Here is a 25932-nt window from a genome sequence, read left to right on the forward strand (position 1 = left end):
CACCTGATGCTGTCGCGTTAGAAAGACACGCCCATGCGCACCCATTTCGATTACATCATCGTCGGCGCCGGATCGGCCGGCTGCGTCCTCGCCGACCGCCTGAGCGCGGACGGCGCCAGCCAGGTCCTCCTCCTCGAGGCGGGCGGCCGCAACGAGGAACTGATGGTCCGCATGCCGCGCGGCATGGTCAAGATCTGGGCCAAGCCGACGTGGTACTGGCCTTTCCCCGCCGAACGGCAGGGTGAGCGCCCCGCCGGCGAGACCTGGTACTACGGCAAGGGCCTGGGCGGTTCGAGCGCGGTCAACGGAACCTGGTACTTCCGTGGCCAGCCGCGCGATTTCGACGCCTGGGAAGCGCAGGGCAACAAGGGCTGGAACTGGGCCCAGATCGAGCGCTGCTACCGCGAACTCGAGGACTATCGCGGCACGCCCGGCGGGTACAGCCAGCGCGGCCGGCGTGGCCCGATGCAGGTGACCGAAGTGCCGCGAGGCGACGCCGCGCTGACCGGCGCCCTCCTCGAGGCGGCGCGTCAGGCCGGCATTCCCGTCCATGCGGACGTCAACACGCCGGGCACGCAAGTGGCCGGGCGCACCCAGCAGACGGTGGACGCACGCGGCAACCGCGTCACCGCCTATACCGCCTTCCTCGGGCATGCCCGCAACCGGGCGAACCTGACGATCCTCACCGGCGCGCTGGTGCGCCGCGTGACGTTCGAAGGCAAGCAGGCCACCGGCATCCTTGCGCAAGTGGACGGACGCGAGGTCGCCTTTACCGCAACCCGCACGATCCTGACGGCCGGCGTGCTCCAGACGCCCAAGCTGCTCCAGCTTTCGGGCATCGGCCCGGCGGCCGTGCTGGCCCGCCACGGCATCGAGGTGGTCCACGAGAATCCGCACGTCGGCCGCAACATGAACGAGCACATGATGGTCGCGCTCTCGTGGCGGCTGAACAAGGCGCGCGGGCTCAATCACCAGTTCCGGGGTTGGCGCGCCTACATGCACGGGCTGCGCTACATCCTGGGCGGCAAGGGGCTGATGGCCTCGCTGCTGCCCGAGGTCTCGGTGATGGCCTCGGTCGAATCCGACCCCGACTGGCCCGACCTGCAGATCGGCATCTCGCCCTACTCGATGGCCCAGTCCGAGGACGACAAGCCCGAGGCGGGGCGGGGCGAGACGGAGAAGCGGCCCGGCATCACCGCCACCGCCTTCTGCCTGCGCCCCAACAGCCACGGCTATGTCGAGATCGCCTCCACCGACCCGGCCGCGCCGCCGCGCCTGGTGCCGCAGTGGTTCTCCGCGCCCGAGGACCGCGTGACCATCCAGCGCGCCATGCGCAAGGTCCGCGAGGTCATGGCCCAGCCCGCCCTCGCGGCTTACGTGGGCGAAGAGACCGTGCCCGGCCCCTCGGTCCAGAGCGACGAGGAAATCCAGAAGGCGGCGAACTGGCTGGTCTCCACGGGCCTCCACGGCACCGGCACCTGCCGCATGGGCCCCGACGCCGCCGACAGCGTCGTCGACGGCGGGCTTCGCGTACATGGCGTACGCGGGCTCTACGTGGCCGACTGCTCGGCCATGCCCACGGCGATTTCGGGCAATACCAACGGTCCGGCGATCGCCTTCGCCTGGCGCGCGGCGGAAGTGATTTCAAGCGAGGCTTGAAGCGATCCCTCGGGCCCTCGGGGCAACGCCACGACGAATTGCACCCCATGCAACACCGGCGCTTGCCGCAAGCGGCTCGCAAATGTAACGTTTACATCCAATGGCGAACATCAAGGACATTGCCCGCGTCGCGGGCGTATCGGTGGCAACGGTTTCGCGAGCGCTCAGCCAGCCCGGGCTGGTGCGCCCGGCCACGATCGAACGGATCGAGGCGGCCATCGCCGACCTCAACTACGAACCCAACCACCTGGCCGCTGGCCTGCGCCGGCAGCGCAGCGACAACGTCATCGTCGCCGTGCCCAGCATCTACAATCCGTTCACCTCGGCCTTCGTGGAAGGCATCGAGAACGTCGCGCGCGCCAACAAAATGCGCGTTCTGCTGGGCATCACCGAAGGCGACATCGACACCCTCAACAAGTACGTCTCGATGATCGCGGGCAAGCAGGCCGACGGCATGATCCTGCTGGAAAAGAACCTGCCGGACATCGTCCGCAACCCGCCCTCGAAAAGCAAGATGCCCCCCCTCGTGGCAGCCTGCGAATACCCGCCCGACATCACCCTGCCGCGCGTGCGGACCGACAACCACGAGGCCAGCGCTCTGATCGTCGGCCACCTTGTGGAACTGGGTCATCAGCGCATCGCCGCAATCACCGGACCGCTCGACCAGTTCATGTCGAAGGACCGTCTGTCCGGCTACAAGCTGGGCCTGCTGCGCGCGCGCCTGGAATTCGACGAGACACTGGTGGCGCTGGGCGATTTCTCGCTGCAGTCGGGCTACGATGCGATGATCCGCCTGCTCGACGGCGATGCGGAGTTCACCGCGGTCGCCTGCGCCAACGACGAGATGGCACTGGGTGCGCTGAGCGCGCTGCAGCAGCGCGGCATCGGCGTGCCCGACGAGATGTCGGTCGCCGGTTTCGACGACTTGCGCTTCGGCGCCTTCGCCAGCCCGCCGCTGACTACCGTCCACATCCCGACTGTCGAGATCGGCGAGGCGGCGATGCGGCTGATGCTGGACTCGTTGCTCCAGCAGGACGATGGCCAACCCTCGCGCGAAGTGATCCTGCCGCACCGCCTGATCGTGCGCCAGTCCACCGCCGCACCCCGCAAACGCAAGCGCAAGTAAGGTCTCCCCGGCTCGACCGGGGACGACGAACGCGAAAGGCTCAGGCGTCCGTCGGGATCATGCCCACGCGCGCCAGCCGCTCCTCGACCTCCCGCGCGACGGCCACGAGTTGCCGGTCGGCATAACGGGCCGCCACTAGCGAAACGCCGATCGGCATGCCGCCTTCGCCGCGTGCCAGCGGCAGGTTGACGACCGGCGCATGCAGCAGCGTCCAGGGCTGGTTGAACTTCGGCTCCCCGGGCGAACGCCCCAGCGGCGCGATGCCCGGCGCGCTGGGGGCCAGCACGGCGTCGAGCCCGCCAATCGCGCGCTCGAACCCGACCCGCGCCGCCGCCGCCCGGTCGTGCGCCTCACGCAGCCGCGCATCGGGATAGCTGGCGAGCGCATCGACGCGCAGGTGGAAGTCGGCATGGAGCAGGTCCGGCCGCGACCGGGCAAGGTTGAGGAATGCCGCCGCCCCTTCGCGGAACAGGATCGCGCGGTGATCGTCGTTGAGATGCTCGAACTCGGGCAGGGTGGCGATGTCGACCATCGCGAGCCCGGCCTGCGCCATGGCGGCGGCGACGCCTTCGAACGCCGCCCGGCCATCCGGCGTCACTTCATCCCACCACGGCGTGCGGAATACGCCGATGCGCAAGGGGCCCGGCCCCGGCTGCGTGGGCTGAGCGAAACCGAAGACCTCGCAGACGCGGTCGCACAAGGCGAGGTCGCGCGTGTACCAGCCGACCGTGTCGAGGCTGTTGGCATAGGTCTTCACGCCCTCGCGGCTGACCAGGCCCCAGCTCGGCTTGAAGCCGTGGATGCCGCAGAAGCTGGCGGGGCGGATCGTCGAGCCGCCGGTCTGCGTGGCCAGCGCCAGCGGCACGTGCCCGTCCGCCACCGCCGCCGCCGAGCCTGCCGAGGAGCCTCCTGGCGTGCGTGCGAGGTCGTGCGGATTGGCGCTGGCGGCGTTGCGGCCGGCTGCGGCGAACTCTGTGGTGTCGGTCTTGCCCAGGATCACCGCTCCGGCCGCGCGCAGCGTCCCCACGCAAGGCGCATCGTCGGCCGGCACGAAGCCTGAGAACAGCGGCGAATTGTGGGTCAACGGCATCCCTGCCACGGCGATCACGTCCTTCACGCCGACGCAGATCCCATCCAGCAGCCCCGTCCCGTCCGACATGGCCGCTGCCGCCAATGCCCCCGTGTCGTCCACATGCAGCCACGCCCGCACTTGCGCGTCGCGCAATGCTATCTGTTGCAATGCAACATGGACATTGGCGATTGCCTGGGGGTAAGCGCTCCGGGTCATGAATCAGCAGCTCCCACGTGAAAAATCGGGTCCTACGCGCCGGCCAGGCACGAGGCCGGGCCTTGGCGCGATAGTGCACTGTGACTTCCGGCTTGGCTTGTGTAAAGCATTACATTACGCACTGCAGCAATGACCCAGTCTGCCAACTTCAAGGCGGTCCCTGACCCCGCCCCGTCGATCGCCTCTGCCCTGGCGACGACGTCGACGATCCAGGTCCTGTCGACGGTGACGGCGCTGGCGCTGACCGGCATCGCGCCACTGGTCGCCCCCGACTTCGGGCTGGCTTCGCATTACGTCGGCTACCAGATCAGCGTGATCTACGCCGCCGGCACCTTCGCCTCGGCCGTCGCCGGCACGCTGATCCAGCATCGCGGGCCAGTGCAGGTCGAGCAGCTCGCGCTGGCCTGCTTCGGCGTGGCCCTGCTCCTGCTGACGAGCGCGAGCCCGGGAGTGGCGGTCCTGGCATCGATGGTCATCGGCATTGGCTACGGCGTGCAGAACCCCGCCTCGGCGCAGATCCTGGGGGCGGTGACGCCGCCGCACCGCCGCTCGCTAATCTTCTCGATCAAACAGGCGGGCGTTCCCGTCGGCGGCGTTCTGGCGAGCCTGCTGCTGCCCGCGATGGCCGCCTCGCTCGGCTGGAAGGTCGCGCTGGCGGTCATGGCGGTGCCGTGCTTCGCGATGATCGGCGTGCTGGCGCTGAAGGGCGGACCGCCCCGGCCCGAGCGCCCCGCCAGCGTCGCCCTGTGGCCGAACTTCCGCTACGAGCAGCGCCTCGTGTGGCGCAGTGCCCCGCTGCGCGCGCTGGCGCTGCTGGGGTTTCTCTATTCCTCGTTGCAGCTCTCGCTGTCGGCCTTCGCAGTCATCATGCTGGTCGATCACGGCTGGTCGCTGGTCCAAGCAGGCCTCGTCGCCGGTGCGATCCAGGCCTGCGGAGCGTTGGGCCGCGTCTCGTGGGGAGGCCTGGGAGACCGCTTCGGCGGCTTCCAGGTGCTCGCGCTGATCGGCGCGGTCTCGATGGGCTGCATGATCGCGCTGTGGCAGCTCGATGCGCTGCCGGTTTTCGTGCAGGTAGCGGTACTGTGCCTGTTCGGCTTCTGCATGAGTGGCTGGAACGGCGTCGTCATGGCCGAATGCACCCATCACTGCGCGCCCGAGGACGCCGGCCGAGTGATCGGCGGCGCGCTGGTCTATACCTTCATCGGCGTCATGATTGGCCCTGCCGCGATGGCGACGATCTACATGGCCTGCGGCGATTACGGCACCAGCTTCCTGCTGGTCAGTTGGGTTGCTGGTTTGGGGGCGGTGATCGCTGCGAGGGCAGCGCTGCGCGGCTGATCCCTCGGCCCGGACTTGATCCGGGACCGTGGTCAAGGCCATGCGAGTTCCAGCCGCAACGGTCGACGGCAAGCTATCGCCCAGAGAGTACCCCGCGAGCCCGGGACGACGTCGGTTCAGGCGTTCGCTTCAGAAGCGAAAGCTCAGCCATCCGGCGAGGAAATCGGAACTGCGATAGCCTGCATCGGTCAGGGCCGGTCCCGCGTCGAGATGCTCGTAGCGCCCGGTGAACGAGACGCGCGGGGTGATCGCCCACACCAGTTGCACGCGGGTGAGGTTGCCGATCTTACGCGCCCGTCCGTTCTGCGTCCCTGCGAAAGGCTGGCCGTTGGCGCGATAGACCGCGTCGCGCACGTCGTCGCGCCAGGCAAGCTCGTATTCGCCGGTGACCCGTGCGTTGCGGAATGGCGCGAAACTGACGTTGGGCGTCAGCGCGACGAGGTTCGAGGGCGTCAGGTAGAGCTGGTAGCTGAAGTAGATGTTGTTGCCGAAGGGCGAATAGGCGTTGCGCAGCTTGCCGTCGCCGTAGCCGCCACCGCCGCTCGCATAATCGAAATGGACGCCGACGCGCGGCGCCGCCTTGCCTTGCCCCAGCCGGTAGGTCTGGGCGATGAAGGCCTGCCAGGCGTCGATGTCCTGGTTGATGTAATGCCCCCACTGGCGATTCACCGACCAGTCCAGGTTGACCGGCCCGACATCGCCACGCAACTGCGCCCCCAGGTAATAGCGCGTCGCCGGACCGATCCGCCCGCCCCAGGCACCGACGAGATTGCGCCGCCGCCATGCGAAGGCATCGAGCACGAGGCTGGAACCGCCCAGGAAAGCCTTGGGCAGAACGAAGCCCACGTTGGCGCCCGAAAAGCGCCGCGCCGGATCGTTCACGTCGTCGTCGGTGCCCAGGTCCCCGTAGGCGGTGGGCCGGAAGTCGAACACGCCTACTCGCAGCTTCGATCCCCGCGCCCAGGCCCGCCAGCCGTTGAGGGTGTAGCGGATGGTGTTGTTGTCACGCTGGGAGACCAGCAGGTTCGGCCCGTCAGTGAACTCCTGCCGGCCGTAGCGCACGCCGACGTCGACGCCGCCCACCTCCGCGCTCGCCTCGACGAAGGACTGCTGGATGACGAGGTCGTTGCGCAAGGTCGCGGCCGGCGCGCCGAGGTTGCGGCCCGAGATGCCGCCGTGCGCCAGCTCGCCATAGGCACGCAAGTGCGTTCCGATGTGCAGGTCGGCTCCGGCGACCACGCGGGTGATGTCCTGCCGCTGGGCGTCGGCTTCGCGCAAGTTCGGGTTGGTGGTCTCGTTCACCCGCAGCCGCAGTTCGCCCGACAGGGTGACGTAGACGTCCCCGTCGCCGCCCCAGGCGCCGTCGAGGGGCAGGAACTTGAGGCGGTCGAGCGGGTCGCCGCGCTTTTCGGCGTCGCGCTTCGACGTCCAGTCCTCGGCCCAGCGCGATAGGTTGTAGCCGTCCTTCACCGCCGCGTCGCCATTCGACGCGAGCGGGTAAGAAGTCGCCTCCGCCCGGGCCGGGGAAGGGGCCGCCACAAGGACGAGCGAAAGGGTGGCGGCGCGAAGCCGCGGGTCGAACCTGGTCATTGAACTCTCTCCCTACGGCGCGCTTATCGGTGCGCGCCCGCAATCAGGCCCGGTCTCTACTCGGCCGGGACGGCGTGGCCCGGCAGGACCAGCTCTCTGCCGCTCAGCGCGGCGTCGAGCGCACCGCGGTCGAGGCGCCCTTCCCAGCGCGAGACGACGATCGTCGCCACGGCATTGCCGATGAAGTTGGTGAGGCTGCGGCACTCCGACATGAAGCGATCGACGCCCAGGATCAGCGCCATGCCCGCGACCGGCACCGCAGGCACGATCGACAGCGTCGCGGCCAGGGTGATGAAGCCCGCGCCGGTCACGCCCGCAGCGCCCTTGGACGACAGCATCGCGACGCCCAGCAGCAGCAGTTGCTGGCCCAGCGTCAGGTCGACGTTGCAGGCCTGCGCGATGAACAGGGCAGCCAGCGTCATGTAGATGTTGGTGCCGTCGAGGTTGAAGCTGTAGCCGGTGGGAACGACGAGGCCGACGACCGCCTTGGGGCAGCCCGCCCGCTCCATCTTCTCGATCAGCGCAGGCAGCGCGCTTTCCGAGGACGAGGTGCCCAGCACCAGCAGCAGCTCGCCCTTGAGGTAGGCGATCAGGCGAAAGATCGAGAAGCCGCACAGGCGGGCGACCGCACCCAGCACCACGATCACGAACAGCGCCGAGGTGAGGTAGAACGTCGCGACGAGCTGTGCGAGGTTGGCCAGGCTGCCCACACCGTACTTGCCGATGGTGAAGGCCATCGCACCGAACGCACCGATCGGCGCCACCTTCATGACGATCGACACCAGCTTGAAGACGACGATCGAGACGTCGTCGAGGATCGCGAAGACGCGCTCGCCGCGCTCGCCGATCGAGGCCAGCGAGATGCCGAACAGAATCGCGACGACGAGAACCTGGAGGATGTTGTCCTGGGCCAGCGCCGATACCAGCGTGTCGGGAATCATCGCATTGAGGAAGCCGACCAGCGAGGTCTCGTGCGCCTTGGCCGAATATTGTGCGACCTTGCCGGCGTCGAGCGTGGCGGGGTCGATGTTAAGCCCCTCGCCCGGTCGCACCACGTTGGCGACGATCAGGCCGACGACCAGCGCCAGCGTCGAGAAGAACAGGAAATAGGCAAAGGCCTTGGCCGCCACGCGCCCGACCGAGCCGAGATCGCGCATCCCGGCGATCCCTGTGACGATGGTGAGGAAGATGACCGGCGCGATCACCATCTTCACCAGCTTGATGAACATGTCGCCCACCGGCTTCAACGCCTCGCCCAGGGCGGGATTGAAGTGTCCCAGCAACACGCCCGCAGTGATGGCGACGAGGACCTGGACATACAGGTGGGTGTACCAGCGGCGAGGGCCGGTGGGAGCGGTGCTGACGGACTGAATGGTGTTCATGGCGGCCTACTCATCCTCTCGGGCTGGCAACGCCTTGGGCGATGCTCGAGCTATGCGAATGTGCCCGCCCGTGCGTTGCGCGCAAAGGGAATTGAGAAAATTGTCGAATTGCTATTTTTCAGATGGTTAGGTCATCACATCGGGGAATGATGTCCAAGTTCCTGCACGCCGGTCGTTACCGAAGTGCAGAAAGTTGCACATCATTACCCCTTCGATTAGGCTAAGCTGATGAAGCGTCACGGATCAGTTTTCCGAATCCCCAAGCTCCGCCGACCCGACGGCTGTGATGGTTCGGCCTGAGCACGGGCCGCTCCATGGGCTTCGGGTGGCCCGGCGAGCCAACCTCGCTTGGCTCGCCGCCGCGCTCGCCTGCGCCCTGCTGGTGGCCTTCGCGGCCGGGCTGGCCGTGCGCACCGCCGCCACCGCGCGCTTTGCCGAACGGGCCGCCGCCGATGCGCGGCTGCGCCAGGCCCTGCTCGCCAGCGAGGTCGAACGCTTCCGCCTGCTCCCCCTCGCGCTGGGCGACGACGAGGACCTGGTTGCGCTGGTGTCCGGCCGGAGCGGCGCGCAGGCAGTGATGAACGCCAAGCTGGAGCGCCTCTCGCGACAGCTCGGCTCACCGATCATCTACGTCATCCGCCGCGACGGGCTGACGCTGGCGGCCAGCAACTGGCGCGATCCGCGCAGTTTCCTGGGCAAGGACTACGGCTTCCGACCCTATTTCCGCGCGGCGCTGGAAACCGGCACCGGCGAACAGTTCGCGCTGGGCACGGTCAGCCATCGGCCCGGCCTGTTCTTCGCCCGGCGTGCCGCCGGCGGCAGCGTGGTGGTGATGAAGATGGAGTTCGACCGGGTCGAGGCGCAATGGCGCGAGGCCAGCGGCCTGACGTTCGTGACCGACCGCGACGGCGTGGTCCTCGTCACCAGCCGCCCCGACTGGCGCTATTCCGCGACACGCGCCCTGACGCCCAACCGCAGGCGTGCCGAGCGCGAGATCATCGGCGTGGGCGACCTCGGCCCGCCGCCCTTCGTCCTGCGCGGTGGCGGGCGAGTGGCGATCCCCGGCGCCAGGGGCGACTTCCTGCTGACCACTACAGCACCCGATGCAGCGGGCTGGCGGGTGAACCTTGCCCTGCCGCTGCGCGAGGTCGACGCCACCGTGCGAGCCGCGCAAGCCGGCGCGGCGCTGGCAACGCTGGCGCTGTTCGCCCTCGCCCGGTTCCTGCGCGAACGGGGCCGCCGCCGCGCGGAGCGCACGGCGCGGCTGGAAGCCGCCGTCGCCGAGCGCACCGTCGACTTGCGCCGCGAGATCGAGGAACGCGCCGCCGCCGAGGAGCACGCCGCGCAGTTGCGCGAAGGACTGCGACAGGCGAACCGGCTGGCGACGCTGGGCCAGGTCACTGCCAGCGTCGCGCACGAAACGGCGCAACCCGTCGCCGCCATACGCAACTACGCAGCGACCTCGCGCCAGTTGCTCGACATGGGCGCACGGGACGACGTGCGCACCAACCTCCTCGCGATCGACCGCCTGGCCGAGCGGATCGGCACGGTAACGGCAGAATTGCGCGGTTTCGCGCGCAAGGGCAGCCGCACGGGCGGGCCGATCGCGCTGGAGGAAGTGGTCGAGGGCGCTTGCCTGCTGCTCAAGGAGCGCCTCTCGCGGGTGGCGTTCGAACGGCCCCGGATCGCGTCGGATCTCATGGTCTTCGGCGGACGGGTCCGGCTGGAGCAAGTGCTGGTGAACCTCCTCCAGAACGCCCTCGAAGCGCTCGAAGGCTGCCCCGAACCGTGCCTTAGGATGACGCTCGACGTCCACGAAGCCACGGTGAGCCTCTTGGTGACCGACAACGGCCCTGGCATCGCGCCCAACGTCGCCGACCGCCTGTTCACCCCCTTCGCCACCAGCCGACCGTCCGGGCTCGGCCTTGGTCTCGTCATCGCCAAGGACATCGCCGAGGACTTCGGCGGCAGCCTGCAACTCGTGTCATCGGAGCGCGGAGCCTGCTTCGCGATCACCCTGAGGCGCAGCGCGTGATGGACGCATCGCGCCGCGTCGCACTGGTGGAGGACGACGAGGACTTACGCCTGTCCACCGCGCAAGTGCTCACGCTCGCCGGCTTCACTGTGGAGGCCTTCGCCGCCGCCGCGCCGGCCCTTGCCGCCATCGACGCGGACTGGCCGGGGCTCGTCGTCACCGACGTCCGGATGCCGCACATGTCGGGCGTCGAACTGTTCCGCGCCCTGCACGAACGCGACCCGGAATTGCCGGTGATCCTCGTCACCGGCCATGGCGACGTCGCCATGGCGGTGGACACGCTCAAGGCCGGGGCCTGGGATTTCCTGACCAAGCCGTTCGACCCGCAAGCCCTTGTCGCCGCTGCCGACCGCGCCGCCACCGCCCGCGCGCTGGCGCTCGACAACCGGCGGCTGCGGGCCGAGGCTGCCGGGGACGAACCTTCGGGCCTCGTCGGCCAGTCGCCCGCGATCCGGCGGCTGCGCGAGATGATCCCGACTCTCGCCAATGCCGATATCGACCTTTTCATCGAGGGTGAGACGGGCACCGGCAAGGAACTGCTCGCCCGCCTGATCCATCGCGCCGGCAAACGGTCGCGCCACCGCTTCCTGGCGGTCGCCTGCGCCGCCATGCCCGATCCGCTCGAGGACGAACTCTTCGCACCCGGCGGCGAGGCCAGCATCGCCGCGGCCAATCGCGGCACCCTGTTCCTCGACGACATCGACCAGGCCTCGCGCCGCTTGCAGGCGAGGCTGGTGCCGCTGGTAGAGGAGCGCGCCCTGCGCAGCCCCGGCGCGCGCGAGCCGCTGCCGCTGGATTTGCGGGTCATCGCGACCGGCGGGGCCGAGGACGGCGATCTGTCGGAAAACGTCGCGCCGGGCCTGTTCTACCGCCTCGCCGCGCTGCGCCTGCGGATGCCGCCCTTGCGCGAGCGGCGCGAGGACATTCCGGCGCTGTTCGCCCACCTCGCCGGAGTGTCGGCAGCGCGGCTGCGGCGGCCCCTGCCCGAGATGCCGGGCCCGGTACGCGATCACCTCGCCCGCCACGACTGGCCGGGCAACGTGCGCGAACTGGCCCACTATGCCGAGCGTTTCGTGCTGGGGCTGACCGACAATGCGCCGCGGCCGATGCTGGACGAGTCGGGCGATACGTTGCCCCAGCGGCTCGATGCCTTCGAGCGAGAGGCGATCGTTTCCGCCGTCGTCGCCTCGAACGGGGAGATCGGCGCGGCCATCGCGCGCCTCGGCATCCCGCGCAAGACGTTCTACTACAAGGTGCACAAGCACGGCATCGACCTGTCGACGCTGCGCAAGGGGGCCGGACGGGAAGGATAGTAAGGGGCGCTGGCGCACGCTTGCGCTATACGACCAATCTACCTGAGCACGACCCTCAAACCGCTGCGTATAGCGTGATCTGCGTATGCAACCCGCCGGTGGACGACTGCCCCACCCATACGTCGAACAGCCCGGGCTCCGCCAGACGCTGGTTATCGGCGCCGACGAACTCGAGGTCGGTGCGCGACAGCGTGAACCGCACGGTGCGGCTCCGCCCGGGATCGAGCGTCACGCGCTCCATGCGCTTGAGTTCACGGATCGGGCGGGTCCGGCTGGCGACGCGGTCGCGGATGTAGAGCTGCACCACTTCGGCGCCTTTTCGCGAACCCTTGTTGGTGAGCCGAGCGCTGATCTCGATGGTACCGTCCCAGCGCAGGGCGGGGTCGGCGACCTTGAGCTGGTCGAGCGCGAACTGGGTGTAGCTCAGGCCATGGCCGAAGGGATAGCGCGCACTGTTGTCGGTGGTCGCGTAGCGGGCCTTGTATTCGGTGCTGCCGTTGTCGAGGACCGGGCGCCCGGTGGACTTGCGATCGTAGAAGAACGGCTCCTGCCCTGATTCCCAAGGGAAGCTGACCGGCAGCTTGCCCGACGGATCGACCTTGCCCAACACGACATCGGCAATAGCATGGCCGCTTTCCGAGCCCAGGAACCACGTCGCCAGCACGGCATTGGCATTCGCCACGCCATCGTGCAGCGCCAGGGCGCGACCGTGCCGGAGCAGCACGACGATGGGCTTTCCGGCGGCGGCGACCGCATCGACGAGGGCCTGCTGGGCGGCGGGAATCTCGATCGTGGTGCGCGACTGCGCCTCGCCGGTCATGTCCTGCGATTCGCCGACGGCAAGCAGGACGACGTCCGCCGCGCCGGCCGCCTTCACCGCCGCATCGATGCCGCCGGGAATGCCCGTGCGGATGTCGCTGCCGCGCACCACCGTCAGCAACGAGGAATCAGGCATCGCGGCACGCAGACCACTGGCGATATCCACGCCCTTGCCGGGATCGCCGTAGAAGGCCCAGGGACCATAGACGTTGTCCCTGTCCTCGCCGAAGGGGCCGATCAGGGCGATTTTCCTGCCCCGGTCGGGGTCGATCGGCAGTACTCCGTCGTTCTGCAAAAGGACAACCGAGCGAGCCGCCGCCTCGCGCGCCAGCGCCCGGTGTGCCGGGGTAGCGATCTGGGTAGCCTCCACCTTTTCGTCGAGCGAGCGCCACGGATTGTCGAACAATCCCATCGCCGCCTTGACGTAGAGAATGCGGCGCACCGCGACGTCGATCGTGGCCATCGGCACCGCGCCGCTCTTCACCAGTTCGGGCAGGTAGCGGATGTAGAGCCCACTCTGCATCGACATGTCGACGCCGGCCAGCACCGCCAGGCGCGCGGCGTCGCGATCGTCCTCGGCGAAACCGTGGGCGACCAGTTCCTCGTCGGCGGTGTAGTCGGAGAAGACGAAGCCGCGAAAGCCCATCTCGCCGCGCAGGATATCGGTCAGCAGCGAGCGGTCGGCAGTGGCAGGCACGCCGTTGATCTCGCTGAACGCGGCCATGGTGGTCAGAGCGCCGGCCGCGAACGAGGCGCCGAAGGGCGGCAGGTGGGTTTCGCGCAAGGTCTCGTCACTGATGTCGACGCTGCCGTATTCGAGGCCCGCCGCCACCGCCCCATAGGCGGCAAAGTGCTTGGGGCAGGCGACCAGCGAATCGTTGCGCCGCAGGTCGCCGGTCTGGAACCCGCGCACCCGGGCGGCCGAGAGCAGCGAGGTCAGCACCACGTCCTCGCCCGCGCCTTCGACGACGCGACCCCAGCGCTGGTCGCGGGCGACGTCGGCCATCGGCGCGAACGTCAGGTGCAGCCCGGCCGCCGTCGCCTCGACCGCCATAGCACGCGCGGTGCGCTGGACGAAGGCGGGGTCGAAGCACGAGGCTTCGCCCAGCGGCACCGGAAAGATCGTCTTGAGGCCGTGGATTACGTCGCCTGCGAAGATCAGCGGAATGCCCAGGCGGCTGTCGTTGACCGCCATCTCCTGCGCCTTGCGCGCGCCGGCGACGCCGATGCCGTTGAACAGACAACCCACGCGGCCTTTTCGGATCTCCTGCGCGAGGCGCTTGACGTCCTGGATGCCGGCGTCGGGGTTGGGCGGGTTGAAGGGACGGAAGGCGTCGGCAAGGCAAGTCATCTGCCCCGCCTTCTCCTCGATCGTCATGCGCGAGATAAGGTCGTCGACGCGCTCCACCTCGCTGGCGGCGAGGGCGACACGGCTGAATCCAAGGGCAACGGCGCTTCCGAGAATGCCGGAAAGAAGGCTGCGGCGGTCGATGGTCATGAAGGAAGGGATATCACTCTGAAAGGGCTGCGCACCTGCCCTTCTAAACGACTGCGAAGGTTTTTGTTGCATTGCGGCAACTGCGCGCCGCGCACCAAGGGCGGCTGGTCCTGCCCGGCGTCGGAAGAGGGACAGCCCAAGGATGGTGGTGGAGCACTTGCGGAGGACGGGAGGCTGCCGGACTGCGCCTTGCGCGTTCGCTTATTCGCGAAAGACCACAGGTCTGCGAGCCTCCCCCTTCACCCCCGCTTCGCGGCGGCTCGCCTCCCCCAGGGCGGAGAAATGAAAAGGCCGTCGGCGTTTTGCGCCGACGGCCAGTAGAGGACGGTCCGAAAGGAGAGAACGAGACTTCGAACCGCCAGGGTTTCAGGATCAGGCGTCGGCCATGCGATCTGCGCGGCAGGCCATGAGTGGCTGGATCTTGTCGCCGAAGTCGACGAGGCCCTTCTCGAAGTCGTCGAAGGTCAGCATGATGCCCTTGGTGCCGGGAACGGCGGCCGCTTCGTCGAGCAGGCCGGCGACGGTTTCCCACGAGCCGACGAACGTGCCGATGCCCAGGTTCACGGCGCCCTCGGGCAGGTTGATGTGGCGCGCGGTCGAACCTTCGCCGGCGGTCTTGTCGGCGGCGCCCTGGTCGCTCATCCAGGCCAGCGCGTCGACGTCGGCGCCGTCGCGGTAGGACTGCCACTTGGCCATGGCGGCCTCGTCGGTCTCGTCGGCGATGACCATGCACAGGATGTAGGCACCCACGTCGCGACCGGTCTTGGCGGCGGCCTCGACCAGTGCTTCCACGGTAGGAGCGTGCTTGGTCGGCTTGTTGACGCCACCGGCGGTGACGAAATTGTAGTCGCCGTAGTTGGAGACGAATTCCATGCCGCGCGCCGACTGGCCGGCGCCGACGATCTCGATCTTGCCCTGCGAGGGCTTGGGCAGGAGCTGGCAGTCATCCATCTGGAAGTGCTCGCCCTTGAAGTCGGACTTACCCTCGCTCCACAGGTCCTGCATGACCTTCACGTATTCGCTGGCATAGTCGTAGCGGTGGCCGAAATATTCGTCGCCCGGCCACACGCCCATCTGCTCGTACTCGCCCTTGGCCCAGCCGGTGACGACGTTGACGCCGAAACGGCCCGGTGCGACGGAATCGATCGTCACCGCCATGCGCGCGACGATCGCGGGCGGCAGGGTGAGGATCGCGGTCGAGGCGAAGAGCTTGATCCTGGTGGTGACCGCGGCGAGCGCGCTCATCAGCGTGAAGCTTTCCAGGTTGTAGTCCCAGAACTCGGTCTTGCCGCCGAAACCGCGCAACTTTATCATCGAGAGCGCGAAATCGAAGCCGTAGGCTTCCGCGGTCTGCACCAGCTTCTTGTTCATTTCGAAGCTGGGCTTGTACTGCGGCGCATTGGCGGAAATCAGCCAGCCGTTGTTGCCGATGGGAATGAACAGACCGATATCCATGGGCTTACTCCTGGGAAGAGAGGGTCAAGGGAGAGAAGAGGAAGAAGAGGGTACACGCGAGAGCCACTGTGTCGCCTTTTCGAACGAAAAACCTCCGCGGAGTAGAGATCGCTCGCTATGCGGTTGACCGATCAGTTGCAGCGCAACCGGCAGGCCGCGCGCGTCGAAGCCCATCGGCGTCACCAGCGCGGGAAAACCCAGCATCGAGATCGTGCGGGTCAGGGCGGAAAGTTCGGCGACCATCGCCTCCATGGCCGCGCCGCCGGTCGCACCGACCTCGTCGGCCAGCGGCACGGGCATCCGCGCGGCGGGCGTGAGCAGCAGATCGACTTGCGCGAAAGGTCCTGCCAGCATGTCCGACTGCGCCGACTTGCGGGCGCCCAGTGCCGCAAGATAATCCCGCGGCGTCACCGCGGCGCCGGCCTCCAGGCGGTTGCGCACCTGTTCGCCGAAGTCCTGCGACCGCTCGGCAAGGTGGCGGGCATGGAAGGCCGCGGCCTCGGGCGCCCAGATCCGGGCGGCGATCCCGGGGTAGCTCGAATGGTCGGGAATGGCGACGTCGATCACCCGTGCGCCCAGTTGCTCGAAGACCTGCCGCGCGGCCGCGAAGGCTAGGGCCACTTCGGGGTGAAGATCCTCGGTGAAGTAGCTCGTCGGGACGCCGATGGTGAGGCCGGCGATGCCGCGATCGAGCCCTGCTTCGTAGTCCTCGCCCGAGGCCGTCAGCACCGTCATCAGCCGGGCGAGCGAACGGCTCGAGGTCGCCAGCGGTCCAGCGGTGTCGAGCGTGTGCGATAGCGGCATCATAGCCGTGTCGGGCAGCAGGCCGTTGGTCGGCTTGAGCCCCGCCACGCCGCAGAACGCGGCCGGCAGGCGCACCGAGCCGCCGGTGTCCGAACCCAGCGCCCCGGTTACGATACGCGCGCCGACCGCCGCGCCCGAACCGGACGAGGAGCCTCCCGAGATCGCCTCGGCATTCCACGGATTGGCGCAGCGGCCGAGGTGCGCGTTGTGGCCGGTGGGTCCCATCGCGAACTCGGCCATGTGCAGGCGGCCGATGGTGATCGCGCCTGCCGCCTCCAGGCGGGCGACCAGCGGCGAGGTTTCGCGCGGCACATGACCGCGCCAGATCAGAGAACCCGCCTCGGTCGGTATGCCGGCGCGGAAGAACATGTCCTTGTGAGCCATCGGGACGCCATGGAGCGATCCCCGGAGCCTGCCCTGCCCCCTCTCGCGGTCGCAGGCGCGGGCCTGTTCGAGCGCGGCCTCGGCCTCGAGGGCGACGAAGGCGTTGAGCCCGCCCCAGGCCTGCTCCCGTTCGAGCGCTGCGGTGACCGCAGCTTCCGCGGTCAGCCTGCCGCTGGCGATGGCCTCGGCGATTTCGATCAAGTCGTTCGGCATGGCAGACTCACTCACGTCGGTCGCATCGATCGAGGCATGGGAAGGGGTCATGCCTCCGCCCCTCGCGCTTGCGCTCGCGAGGGGCGGGGGTTGAGGCGGCGTGGCTCGGAGGAGGAGAAAGCCACGCCGCCGTCTGTCAGAACGAGTAGGAGAGCCGCGCGCCGTAAGTCCGCGGTGCCGCGAACTGCACCAGGTACGCGCCAGCGTATCCGGCATTGCTGTTCGCGGTGAGGATCGTCTTGTCCTCGATGTTGCGCACGTATGCGGTGATCGAGAACGGGCCGTCGTCCGGCGCGTAAGTGATCTGCGCGTCGCTCTTCCAGTAGCCGGGCTGCTGCTCGGCCGCCGTATTGTAGAAGGTGAAGTAGCTCTTCGACTGGTACCGGGTCTGCACGCGCGGGGTCAGGGTGCCGCCCAGCAGGTGGAAGTCGTGCTGAATTCCACCCGAGAGCGTCCATTCGGGGGCCTGTGTCAGTCGATTGCCCGCAAGGTCCGACGCAGCCGGGCAAGTGGCGGCGGTGACGGTGCAGAAGTCCGAATACTTCGCGTCGAGCCAGGCGACGTTGGCGTCGATGCGGGTGTCGGGAGTGACCAGCCACACCGTCTCCAACTCGGCGCCCCAGACGCGCGCCTTGCCCGCGTTGAGGGTGTAGACCAGCGCGGTGGCCGGGTCTTCCTGCTGGGTCTGCAAGTCCGAGTAGTCGTAGTAGAAGCCCGAGAGGTTGACCTGCAGGGCATTGCCGAGGAAGCGGTTCTTCGCGCCGATTTCATAGGCGACGATCGTTTCCGGACCGAACGAGCTGTTGGTGGTGTAGCCGCCCGCCTTGTAGCCCTTGTCGACCTTGGCGTACAGCAGGCTGCTGCCGGTTGCCTGGTAGTTGAGGCCCGCGTGCCAGGTGATCTGGTCGCCCGAGTAGTGGTTGTCGAGGTCGGCATAGGCGCCGGCGATGATGTTGTAGCCGACCTGGTACTTGTTGTCCTTGGTGTAGCGCACGCCTGCCTCGACCTTGAGTTGGTCGGTCAGGTCATAGCCGACCTGGGCGAAGGCGGCCTTGGACTTGCTGCCGACGTCGTAGTCGAAGGTGTAGAAGTTGAACGGCGTCGTGCCGGCATCGCCATGCACCTGGAAGAAGGTGTTGAGCGCGTCGGTCTCCTTGAAGAAGTATCCGCCCAACTGCCAGGTGAAGCCGGTCTTGTTGTTCGAGCTGAGGCGCAGTTCGTAGTTCTGGTCCTTGACGTCCTCATTCTGCTGGAAGCCGTAGCTGTAGTCGAGGCCGCCGTCCTGGTCGTTGTCACGATGCAGGGTGGACTTCTGGAACCCGCCGAAGAAGCTCAACGTCGCGAAATCCATGTCGTAGGAGATCGCGGTGCGCACCGCCTTGGTGCGGATGTCGGTGTAGCCCTGGTTGTTCAACGCGAAGTTCTTGGCCGAACCGATGTCGAGCGAACCGTCGTCGCGCACGTCGGAATAGGGGACGCCCTTGATGACCGAGCCGACGCCGTCGACGCGGGTCATCTCGCCGGTAACGAGCACCGACAGGCGGTCGGTCGGGGTCCACAGCGCATGGACGCGCCCGCCAGTGACATTGGCGTCGTCGCCATCCTTGAGGCCGGGGTTGTTGCGGTAGCCTTCGTGGGTCTTGCGCGTGGCGGCGACGCGGAAGGACAGCGTGTCGCTGACCGGAATGGTAGCGCCGACATCGAGGTTGAGCGTGCCGTAGTTGCCGATCTCGGCCGCGGCATCGAGCTTCCAGTCGTCGGTCGGCTTGACCGAGGAGATGTTCACCGCGCCGGCGGTGGCATTGCGGCCGTAGAGCGTACCCTGCGGACCACGCAGCACTTCGATGCGCTCGACGTCGAACATCGCCGCGTTGAGCGCGAAGGCGCGCTGCAGGTAGAAATTGTCGACGCTGACGGCAACCGCCGGATCACCCGTTTCAGAATAATCGCGGCTGGACACGCCGCGAATGGTAATCATGGTATTGGCATTGTTCTGCGCGATGTTGACGCTGGGCGCGATGTTGGACAGCGCGTTGACGTCGGCAACACCGGCCTTGCTCAGTTCCTCGCCGCTGGCGACGGTCATGGCGATCGGGGTGCTTTGCGCGTTGGACAGGCGCTTTTGCGCCGTCACGACGATTTCGCCGAGGCCTTCCTGGGCTGGAGCAGCAGCCGTATCGGCAACATCCTGCGCGACGGCGGGCTGAGCGAGAATGGCAGCGAACGAGAACGCGCTGGTGGTGAGCCAAAGACGCTTGAGCAACATGAGAACTCCCTGTGACCGTTCTGAATGAGTGTCGTTTTCATTACAATGACCGATTCGCGAGCGATTGCAAGCAGGTCATCGAGGCTAACTCTCGTTATCCTGCATATGATTTTGATAATAAATCATATTTTATCAAATTCCGTGAGGGTAACGTTTTCATTTTCGGTCAAAGCAATTCCGTTAAAGGTTCGCCTCCAATCACCACTTTCGGCATCCGGATAATGTCGAAACGCGCGGTTTTCCGGGATATCCGTGCCTGGGGAGGGTAACATCCACTCAAACCGCGACGAGGCCACATCCGGTGATGGCATGATCGCACGCCCCCATTCCTTTAGAATCATCCGAAAGAGATCATCGCCGACGACATCACCACTTCGGGCGCAGAACCCCCAGAACCCGGGATCAGACAGCGATCGGACACGCGGCTCGAAGGCGACTACAAAGACAATATGTAATCGTTACCAAGGGAAGCGCGCGCCGATCACCTCAAACCCATGGCGGCCGAGCCCCTCGCAGCTACGCCGCCGACCGGATAAATCATTATTTTCCTGCGATTAAAGCCCGCAAGGTACGCCGCGCCTTTCCGTTCCGTCATCGCGAAAGTTGACATTTCCAGCGGGCGACCTTAGCGCCATGAGATGCAATTGCTTCGCAATAGCGCCTCTTAAATTCGCCGGGAGTGATATCGACTTGAGCCTTTTGTCCGTTTCCCAGCCTCGCGGCATGTCCGGCGCCCGCGCGCCCGACACCGCATCCTGAACGGTCGGCGAGGGATGGCCGCGCGCGACAAAGGAATCGGACGAGGGAACGTAGGGGCGCGGCTGGCGGCGGCGATCCCGGCGAACTACTTACTGACCTCGCTGGCCACGGCAGCGCTCGCCCGCCTGCTGTGGCGCGGTCTCGGGGTCGACCCCGCCAATGCCAGCGTGACGGCGACGCTGGCATCCTTCGCACTGTTCGCCGTGCTTGCACTGATCGCATTCGGCGTCCGCTCGATCGCCCGCCTGTGGCTCTGGATGGTCGGAGCGGGACTGGTCCTGGGCGCGGGCCTGTGGTTCTCGCTGGCATCGGGAGGACGACTGTGAAGGAGAGCCTGCGCCAGTCGATGGCCCTGCTGCACACCTGGAGCGGACTGCTGCTTGGCTGGCTGCTGTTCGCGATGTTCGCCACCGGCACGGCCGCCTACTTCCAGGAGGAAATCACCCGCTGGATGCAGCCCGAAGTGATCGGCGAGGCCGATCCCGTCGCGTCCGCGCAAGGTGCCGTGCGATTCCTGGACAAGGTCTCCCCCAACGCCAGCAGCTGGTACATCTCGCTTCCCGACAGCCGCAGCGCCACGACCCAGGTCTACTGGCAACCCGCCGGCGGCCGGCCTGCCAAGCGCGGCGAAACGTCCGCCGTGCTCGACCGCGAAGGACACGCAATCACCGTGCGCGAGACGCGCGGCGGCTTCTTCCTCTATCGCTTCCACTTCGACCTGCACTACATGCCCGTGTACTGGGCGCGCTACCTCGTCGGCGTAGCGGCGATGTTCATGCTGGTGGCGATCCTGTCCGGCATCGTGACGCACAAAAAGATCTTCGCCGACTTCTTCATGCTCCGCTTCGGCAAGGGCCAGAGGAGCTGGCTGGACGCGCACAACGTGACCGCCGTGGTCGCCCTGCCGTTCCACCTGATGATTACCTTCACTGGCCTGGTGACTCTCGCCTCGATGTACATGCCCTGGGGCATCGCCGCCAACTACGCATCGCGCGCGGCCTTCCAGGAACAGGTCTTCGGCCGCGAACCGCCCGCGGGACCCAGCGGGACACGCGCGGCCCTTGTCGACCTCGCCCCGCTGATCCGCGCCGCATCGGCTGGGTGGGACGGCAAGGCGGTAGGCTACATCAGCGTGACCGACCCCAACGACGCCAATGCCCGGATCGTGCTCACCCGCTCTCCGGCCAGCGCGATCGGCGCGCGCGGCGAGATGGCAGCGTTCGCCGGCGCCACCGGCCGTCCGCTCGACGCGCATACGGCCAGGGGAGCCGCCCTCGCCACCGAAAGCGTGATGATCGGCCTCCATACCGGCCGCTTCGCGCAATGGGGCTTGCGCTGGCTCTATTTCCTGAGCGGCCTCGGCGGTACCATCATGGTCGGCAGCGGGCTGGTCCTGTGGACCGTCAAGCGCCGCACCCGCCTGCCCGACCCGGCCCGCCCGCACTTCGGCTTCCGCTTGGTCGAGCGGCTGAACATAGCCACCATCGCCGGCCTGCCGACCGGCATCGCCGTCTACTTCCTCGCCAACCGCCTGCTCCCCGCCGGACTGGCCGAGCGCGCCGACCGGGAGATCGACAGCCTTTTCCTAGCCTGGCTCGGCGTCGGAATCTGGGCGATTGTCCGGCCCGCCGCCCGCGCCTGGACCGAGGCGCTCGTCCTCGCCGGGGCCTGCTTCGCGGCAGTGCCGGTGGTCAACGCGCTGACGACATCGCGCGGGCTGGCCGCCAGCGTCATCGGGGGCGACTGGCTGTTCGTGAGCTTCGACCTGATGATGGTCCTGCTCGCCGCCTGCTTCTTCCAGGCCGCCAACAAGATCGTGCAGCGCCGCGCGACGGGCGTTACCCTGCCTCGCCGGGCGACGCGAGAGGCGGTGACCCAGTGATCGACGTGCCTGCTCATGCCCTTGCCATCGCGATGATCTGCACCGCCTTCCTGGCACTGGCCGCCGCGATGAAACGGCACCAGCGCGACCTCGTCGGACGCATGCTGCCCGCGCCCCAGGCAAGGCTCGCTCGAATAGCCGGCTGGGTGCTGCTCGCCGCCTCCTGGGGACTGGAGGCCATGACGGTCGGCCCGGCCGTCGGCACGCTCGCCTGGATCGGCGAGACCAGCCTTGGCGCATGGCTGACGATCGCGACTATCAACTGGCGCTCGGGCCGATCCTCCCGCTGAGTGCTCCGCCGGCAGTGCTCCTCAGGCGGCCCCCGGCAGCCGCAAGTGGGCGTCAAGGAAATCCAGGAAGGCCCTGATGCGCGAGGCCAGCCGCTGATGGCCGACGTAGAGGGCGTGGATGTCCTCATGGTCGCCGGGGTTGTAACCGGGCAGCACTTCGACCAGCCTGCCAGCCTCCAGGTCCGCAGCCACATGGAAACGGCCGAGCCGCGCGATGCCGCCGCCGGCCGCCGCCATCATCCGCACAACCTCGCCCGAGTTGCCGAGGAAGGCGCCGTCGATGGGCCGCTGCACCACCGCACCGTCGATCAGGAACGGCCAGGTGTCGACCGAGCGACGAAAGCTGAAGCGCAGGCAGGCATGGCCCGCGAGGTCGCGCGGATGCGTGGGCGCGCCTTGCCTGCGCAGATAGTCCGGGCTCGCCACGAGCGCCATGGCGCTGCGGCCCAGCTTCTTGGCCTTGAGCCCGGTATCGCGCAGCGGACCGATGCGGATGGCGATGTCGGCGCGCTCCTCGACGAGGTCGACCAGCGTGTCCGACAGCGCCAGGTGCAGTGTCACGCCGGGATGCAGCGCGCCGAAGCGCGGCAGGATCGGCAGCAGGCACTGGGTTCCGAAAGGCACCGATGAGTTGACCCGCAAGGGACCGCGAGGGGTATCGTCGGCAGCGCCGAGGCCGCGCTCGACCTCGTCGATCTCGGCGACGAGGCCCGCCACCCGGTCGCGGTACAACTCTCCCTCGGCCGTCAGCGCGAGGGCGCGCGTCGTGCGCGAGACCAGTTGCGCGCCCAGCCGCGCTTCGAGCCGCGCCATGCCGCGGCTCACCGCCGACGGCGTCAGGCGCAGGGCCTGGGCCGCGCCGGCAAAGCTGCCGCTTTGCGCGACGGCCAGGAATATCTGCATTTCCCCGAAGCGGTTATCCATGAACGATCCGTGATTTTCAGTCACTTCTAAGATGCAGTGCGACGCCCTGTTCATCAATAGGCCCACCCCCTACATTCGCGTTCAATCGCAAAAGGAAGTGTACGCCATGGATCTCAATCTCACCGGAAAGACCGCCCTCGTCACCGGCTCGACCGCCGGTATAGGCCTCGCCATCGCCGAGCGGCTTGCCGCCGAAGGCGTCGAGGTCGTCATCTCCGGCCGCAACCAGGCCAAGCTCGACGAAGCCGCCGCCAAGGTCGCCGCCCTGGGAAAGGTGCGAGCCGTGCTCGCCGATCCTGCCACCGCCGAAGGCGCGGCGACGCTCATCACCGCCGCGCCCGAGGTCGACATCCTCGTCAACAACCTGGGCATCTACGAGGCCAAGCCCTTCACCGAGATCACCGACGAGGATTGGCACCACTTCTTCGAGGTCAACGTGGTGAGCGGCGCCCGGCTCGCCCGGCACTACTTCCCCAGGATGCTGGCGAAGGACTGGGGCCGGGTGATCTTCATCGCGAGCGAAAGCGCACTCGTGATCCCCGGGGAGATGATCCACTACGGCATGACCAAGACCGCCCAGCTCGCCATCGCACGCGGCCTTGCCGAGCAGACGCGCGGCACCGGCGTCACCGTGAACTCGGTACTGCCCGGGCCGACCCGCTCGGAGGGCATCGTCGAGTTCATCCGCTCGGTGGTCGAGAACAAGGACGCGCCCGAAGCCGAGCGCGAGGCCGAGTTCTTCACCAAGCTGCGCCCCCTCTCGCTGATCCGCCGCCTGATCGAGGCCGACGAGATCGCCGCACAGGTCGCCCTTCTGGCAAGCCCGCTCGGTGCGATCACCAATGGCGCCGCGATCCGCGTGGAAGGGGGCATCATTCCCACCATCGCCTAAATTTGGCGTCCGCCGTCCCGGGGCTGCCCCGGGACGACGTTGCCCGCCAGGACAGGATTTCGATTGCAACGCGGCGCGAATTGACCGAGGGCTTGGCCTTCCCGTTCTACGGAGATTCCCTTGGTCGGGTCATTATCCAGGCGTATCGTAGTCCTGTGCAGCATCCTGTGCTTGCTGATGGCGCTGCTGGCCGGCCTTCTGCTCGAAGGCTCGTCGCAGATGCGCGGCAGCCTTGCCTGGGTGACTCATTCCGCACAAGTGCTCAAGACCGCCAACCGTTCGCTCCAGCATCTGCAGCAGGCGGAATCGGGACAGCGCGGCTTCACCCTGACGCGCAACCCTGAGTTCGCCGAAGCGGTCGAGGCCGAGATCATCTCGGCCCGGCGCGCCGCGAGCGACCTCGTCGCCCTCACCGCCGACAATCCGGTACAGAACGCCCGCGCCAGGCAGATCCGCGTGCTCGTCGCAGAGCGCTCGCAATCGCTCGAGGAGATCGCGGACAAGGCGCGCGCCGGTGACTTCACGGGCGCGCAGGCCGCGACCGCTACCGGCCGCGGCCGCTACCTCATGCAACTGGTCGATGCCCGCATCGGCGACCTGCTGAACGAGGAACGCGCGCTTTCGATATCGCGCATGGCGACGGTCGAGCGCCGGCTCAATTCCATCCGCTGGCTGGTCATGATCGGCATCCCGCTGACGGTGGTTACCATCGCGCTGATGGCCGCGGCGCTGATCCGCCGTATCCGCCAGCCGGTCGACGAGATGATGACGGTGATGGGCCAGCTCGGTGCCGGCGACCGCAGCGCCCGGGTCGTCGCGGCGATGCATTCGAGCGAGTTCGAGCGGCTGGCCAATGGCTACAACGCCATGGCCGACGAACTCGAGCATGCCGTCGCCGACCAGGTCGACAGCCAGGAGCGCTTGCGCATCGCCAATTTCGAGCTGAGCAAGAACACCGAGGTCCTGCGCGAGCGCGGCGAGGTGATCGAACTGCTCGGCGGCATGGCCCACCGGATGCAGGCAGCGCGCACCGACGAGGAACTGGCATCGATCATCCGCGTCTTCGTGCCGCGCGTGCTGCCCGAAATCCCGGGCGCGCTCTATGCCCACAACAATTCGCGCAACCTGCTGGTGCCGATCGCCGCCTGGGGCGGGCTCGACGTGTCCTCCACCGGCTTCGCACCGGACCAGTGCTGGGCGCTGCGGCGCGGGCAGAGCCACTTCGTGGTCGAACCCGGCTCGGACATCGTCTGCGCGCATGCCGCCTCGCAGGGGGGCGAGGAAGCCCATCACTACCATTGCGAGCCGCTGCTGGCGGGCGGCGAGGTGATCGGCGTGCTCTACCTCAAGGGCGTGGTCGGCACCGAGAATCGCTTCCGCCTGACCGTGCTGACCGAGAACATCGCCTCCGCCCTCGTCAACCACCGCCTCCAGCGGGGCCTGCGCGAACAGACCATCCGCGATCCCCTGACCGGCCTGTTCAACCGCCGCTACATGGAAGAGGCGCTGGCGCTCGAGATCGCGCGGGCCTCACGTTCGGGCAGCCCGCTCAGCCTGGTGATGTGCGACGTCGACCACTTCAAGCGCTTCAACGACGAATTCGGCCACGAGGCCGGTGACGCGGTACTCCAAGCGGTGTCTGCCGAGATGCGCAGCCGCTTCCGCGACGGCGACGTCGTCTGCCGTTTCGGCGGCGAGGAATTCACCATCATCGCACCGGGAACTTCGGCCGCCACCCTCGCCCATCGCGTCGAGGCCGTACGCCAGGGCATCAGCGAACTGCTGGTCCAGCAGGGCGGCCGCACGCTGGGTTCGACGACGATGTCCTTCGGCATCGCCACCTGGGAGGAAGCCATGGAACGCGACGGCTCGACCCTTATCAAAGCCGCCGATGCCGCGCTCTACCGCGCCAAGCGGGAGGGCCGCAATCGCGTGCTGCTCGACGCCCGCTCGGAAGCCATCGCCGCCTGACACCGGGGCCTATCGGAATCGCCGGTGACGGCGTCCCCGCGTGC

The 25932-nt window shown here is 67.7% G+C and carries 18 protein-coding genes; 10 read left to right on the forward strand and 8 right to left on the reverse strand.

From position 1 onward, the window contains the following. Positions 1–33 precede the first annotated feature (33 nt). Together ACFFDA_RS04050 and ACFFDA_RS04055 are read left to right on the forward strand one after the other, a co-directional pair. Positions 34–1659, forward strand: coding sequence for a GMC family oxidoreductase (locus tag ACFFDA_RS04050; protein ID WP_404476256.1), 1626 nt, complete (start codon positions 34–36; stop codon positions 1657–1659). Positions 1660–1759: 100 nt separating this feature from the next. Beyond that, on the forward strand, positions 1760–2785 hold the full coding sequence (locus tag ACFFDA_RS04055) for a LacI family DNA-binding transcriptional regulator (RefSeq protein WP_404476257.1): 1026 nt from the start codon (positions 1760–1762) through the stop codon (positions 2783–2785). A gap of 40 nt (positions 2786–2825) precedes the next feature. On the opposite strand, the gene ACFFDA_RS04060 is transcribed toward ACFFDA_RS04055, so the two are convergent. Then, positions 2826–4073, reverse strand: coding sequence for an amidase (locus ACFFDA_RS04060; protein WP_404476258.1), 1248 nt, complete (start codon positions 4071–4073; stop codon positions 2826–2828). Positions 4074–4202: 129 nt separating this feature from the next. Here ACFFDA_RS04060 and ACFFDA_RS04065 point away from each other — a divergent pair, with 129 nt between their 5' ends. After that, positions 4203–5411: an MFS transporter gene (locus ACFFDA_RS04065; RefSeq protein WP_404476260.1), complete on the forward strand. Its 1209-nt coding sequence runs from the start codon at positions 4203–4205 to the stop codon at positions 5409–5411. Positions 5412–5540: 129 nt separating this feature from the next. Here the strand turns inward: ACFFDA_RS04065 and ACFFDA_RS04070 are convergent, their stop codons facing one another. Both ACFFDA_RS04070 and ACFFDA_RS04075 read right to left on the reverse strand, forming a co-directional pair. Beyond that, the gene (locus tag ACFFDA_RS04070) at positions 5541–7001 is read right to left on the reverse strand and encodes an alginate export family protein (protein WP_404476263.1); all 1461 of its coding nucleotides are present in this window, start codon (positions 6999–7001) and stop codon (positions 5541–5543) included. Between the two features lie 56 nt (positions 7002–7057). Next, entirely contained in the window at positions 7058–8383 is a 1326-nt protein-coding gene (locus ACFFDA_RS04075; protein ID WP_404476265.1) for a dicarboxylate/amino acid:cation symporter, read from the reverse strand. Positions 8384–8669: 286 nt separating this feature from the next. Here ACFFDA_RS04075 and ACFFDA_RS04080 point away from each other — a divergent pair, with 286 nt between their 5' ends. Further along, on the forward strand, positions 8670–10418 hold the full coding sequence (locus ACFFDA_RS04080; RefSeq protein WP_404476266.1) for an ATP-binding protein: 1749 nt from the start codon (positions 8670–8672) through the stop codon (positions 10416–10418). Next, positions 10418–11731, forward strand: a complete 1314-nt coding sequence (locus ACFFDA_RS04085) for a sigma-54-dependent transcriptional regulator (RefSeq protein ID WP_404478293.1) — start codon at positions 10418–10420, stop codon at positions 11729–11731. The genes ACFFDA_RS04080 and ACFFDA_RS04085 overlap by 1 nt, the downstream gene beginning before the upstream one ends. 55 nt (positions 11732–11786) lie before the next feature. Here ACFFDA_RS04085 and ACFFDA_RS04090 read toward each other — a convergent pair whose 3' ends face one another. From ACFFDA_RS04090 to ACFFDA_RS04105, 4 genes are all read right to left on the reverse strand, one after another. Further along, positions 11787–14048: a glycoside hydrolase family 3 N-terminal domain-containing protein gene (locus ACFFDA_RS04090; RefSeq protein WP_404476268.1), complete on the reverse strand. Its 2262-nt coding sequence runs from the start codon at positions 14046–14048 to the stop codon at positions 11787–11789. 372 nt (positions 14049–14420) lie between these two features. Beyond that, the gene (rutA, locus tag ACFFDA_RS04095) at positions 14421–15503 is read right to left on the reverse strand and encodes a pyrimidine utilization protein A (RefSeq protein WP_404476269.1); all 1083 of its coding nucleotides are present in this window, start codon (positions 15501–15503) and stop codon (positions 14421–14423) included. Between the two features lie 24 nt (positions 15504–15527). Continuing rightward, the gene (locus tag ACFFDA_RS04100; protein ID WP_404476272.1) at positions 15528–16955 is read right to left on the reverse strand and encodes an amidase; all 1428 of its coding nucleotides are present in this window, start codon (positions 16953–16955) and stop codon (positions 15528–15530) included. 85 nt (positions 16956–17040) lie between these two features. Further along, the gene (locus tag ACFFDA_RS04105; protein ID WP_404476274.1) at positions 17041–19170 is read right to left on the reverse strand and encodes a TonB-dependent receptor; all 2130 of its coding nucleotides are present in this window, start codon (positions 19168–19170) and stop codon (positions 17041–17043) included. Between the two features lie 773 nt (positions 19171–19943). Here ACFFDA_RS04105 and ACFFDA_RS04110 point away from each other — a divergent pair. From ACFFDA_RS04110 to ACFFDA_RS04120, 3 genes are read left to right on the forward strand one after another with little or no spacing between them, the layout of a single operon-like run. Then, positions 19944–20255, forward strand: coding sequence for a hypothetical protein (locus tag ACFFDA_RS04110; RefSeq protein WP_404476276.1), 312 nt, complete (start codon positions 19944–19946; stop codon positions 20253–20255). After that, positions 20252–21811, forward strand: a complete 1560-nt coding sequence (locus tag ACFFDA_RS04115; protein ID WP_404476277.1) for a PepSY-associated TM helix domain-containing protein — start codon at positions 20252–20254, stop codon at positions 21809–21811. The genes ACFFDA_RS04110 and ACFFDA_RS04115 overlap by 4 nt, the downstream gene beginning before the upstream one ends. Beyond that, positions 21808–22101 carry a DUF3325 domain-containing protein gene (locus ACFFDA_RS04120; protein WP_404476280.1) on the forward strand — a complete coding sequence of 98 codons (294 nt, stop codon included), beginning with the start codon at positions 21808–21810 and terminating at the stop codon, positions 22099–22101. Before ACFFDA_RS04115 ends, ACFFDA_RS04120 begins: the two co-directional genes overlap by 4 nt. A gap of 21 nt (positions 22102–22122) precedes the next feature. Here ACFFDA_RS04120 and ACFFDA_RS04125 read toward each other — a convergent pair whose 3' ends face one another. Beyond that, positions 22123–23025: a LysR substrate-binding domain-containing protein gene (locus ACFFDA_RS04125; protein ID WP_404476281.1), complete on the reverse strand. Its 903-nt coding sequence runs from the start codon at positions 23023–23025 to the stop codon at positions 22123–22125. Between the two features lie 106 nt (positions 23026–23131). On the opposite strand from ACFFDA_RS04125, the gene ACFFDA_RS04130 reads away from it, so the two are divergent. Both ACFFDA_RS04130 and ACFFDA_RS04135 read left to right on the forward strand, forming a co-directional pair. Next, positions 23132–23917 carry an SDR family NAD(P)-dependent oxidoreductase gene (locus ACFFDA_RS04130; protein WP_404476283.1) on the forward strand — a complete coding sequence of 262 codons (786 nt, stop codon included), beginning with the start codon at positions 23132–23134 and terminating at the stop codon, positions 23915–23917. 177 nt (positions 23918–24094) lie between these two features. Beyond that, entirely contained in the window at positions 24095–25888 is a 1794-nt protein-coding gene (locus tag ACFFDA_RS04135) for a diguanylate cyclase (RefSeq protein ID WP_404478294.1), read from the forward strand. Positions 25889–25932: the final 44 nt, after the last annotated feature.

Origin of the sequence: Novosphingobium sp. BL-52-GroH, assembly GCF_044813085.1 — a bacterium.
Taxonomy (GTDB): Bacteria; Pseudomonadota; Alphaproteobacteria; order Sphingomonadales; family Sphingomonadaceae; genus Novosphingobium.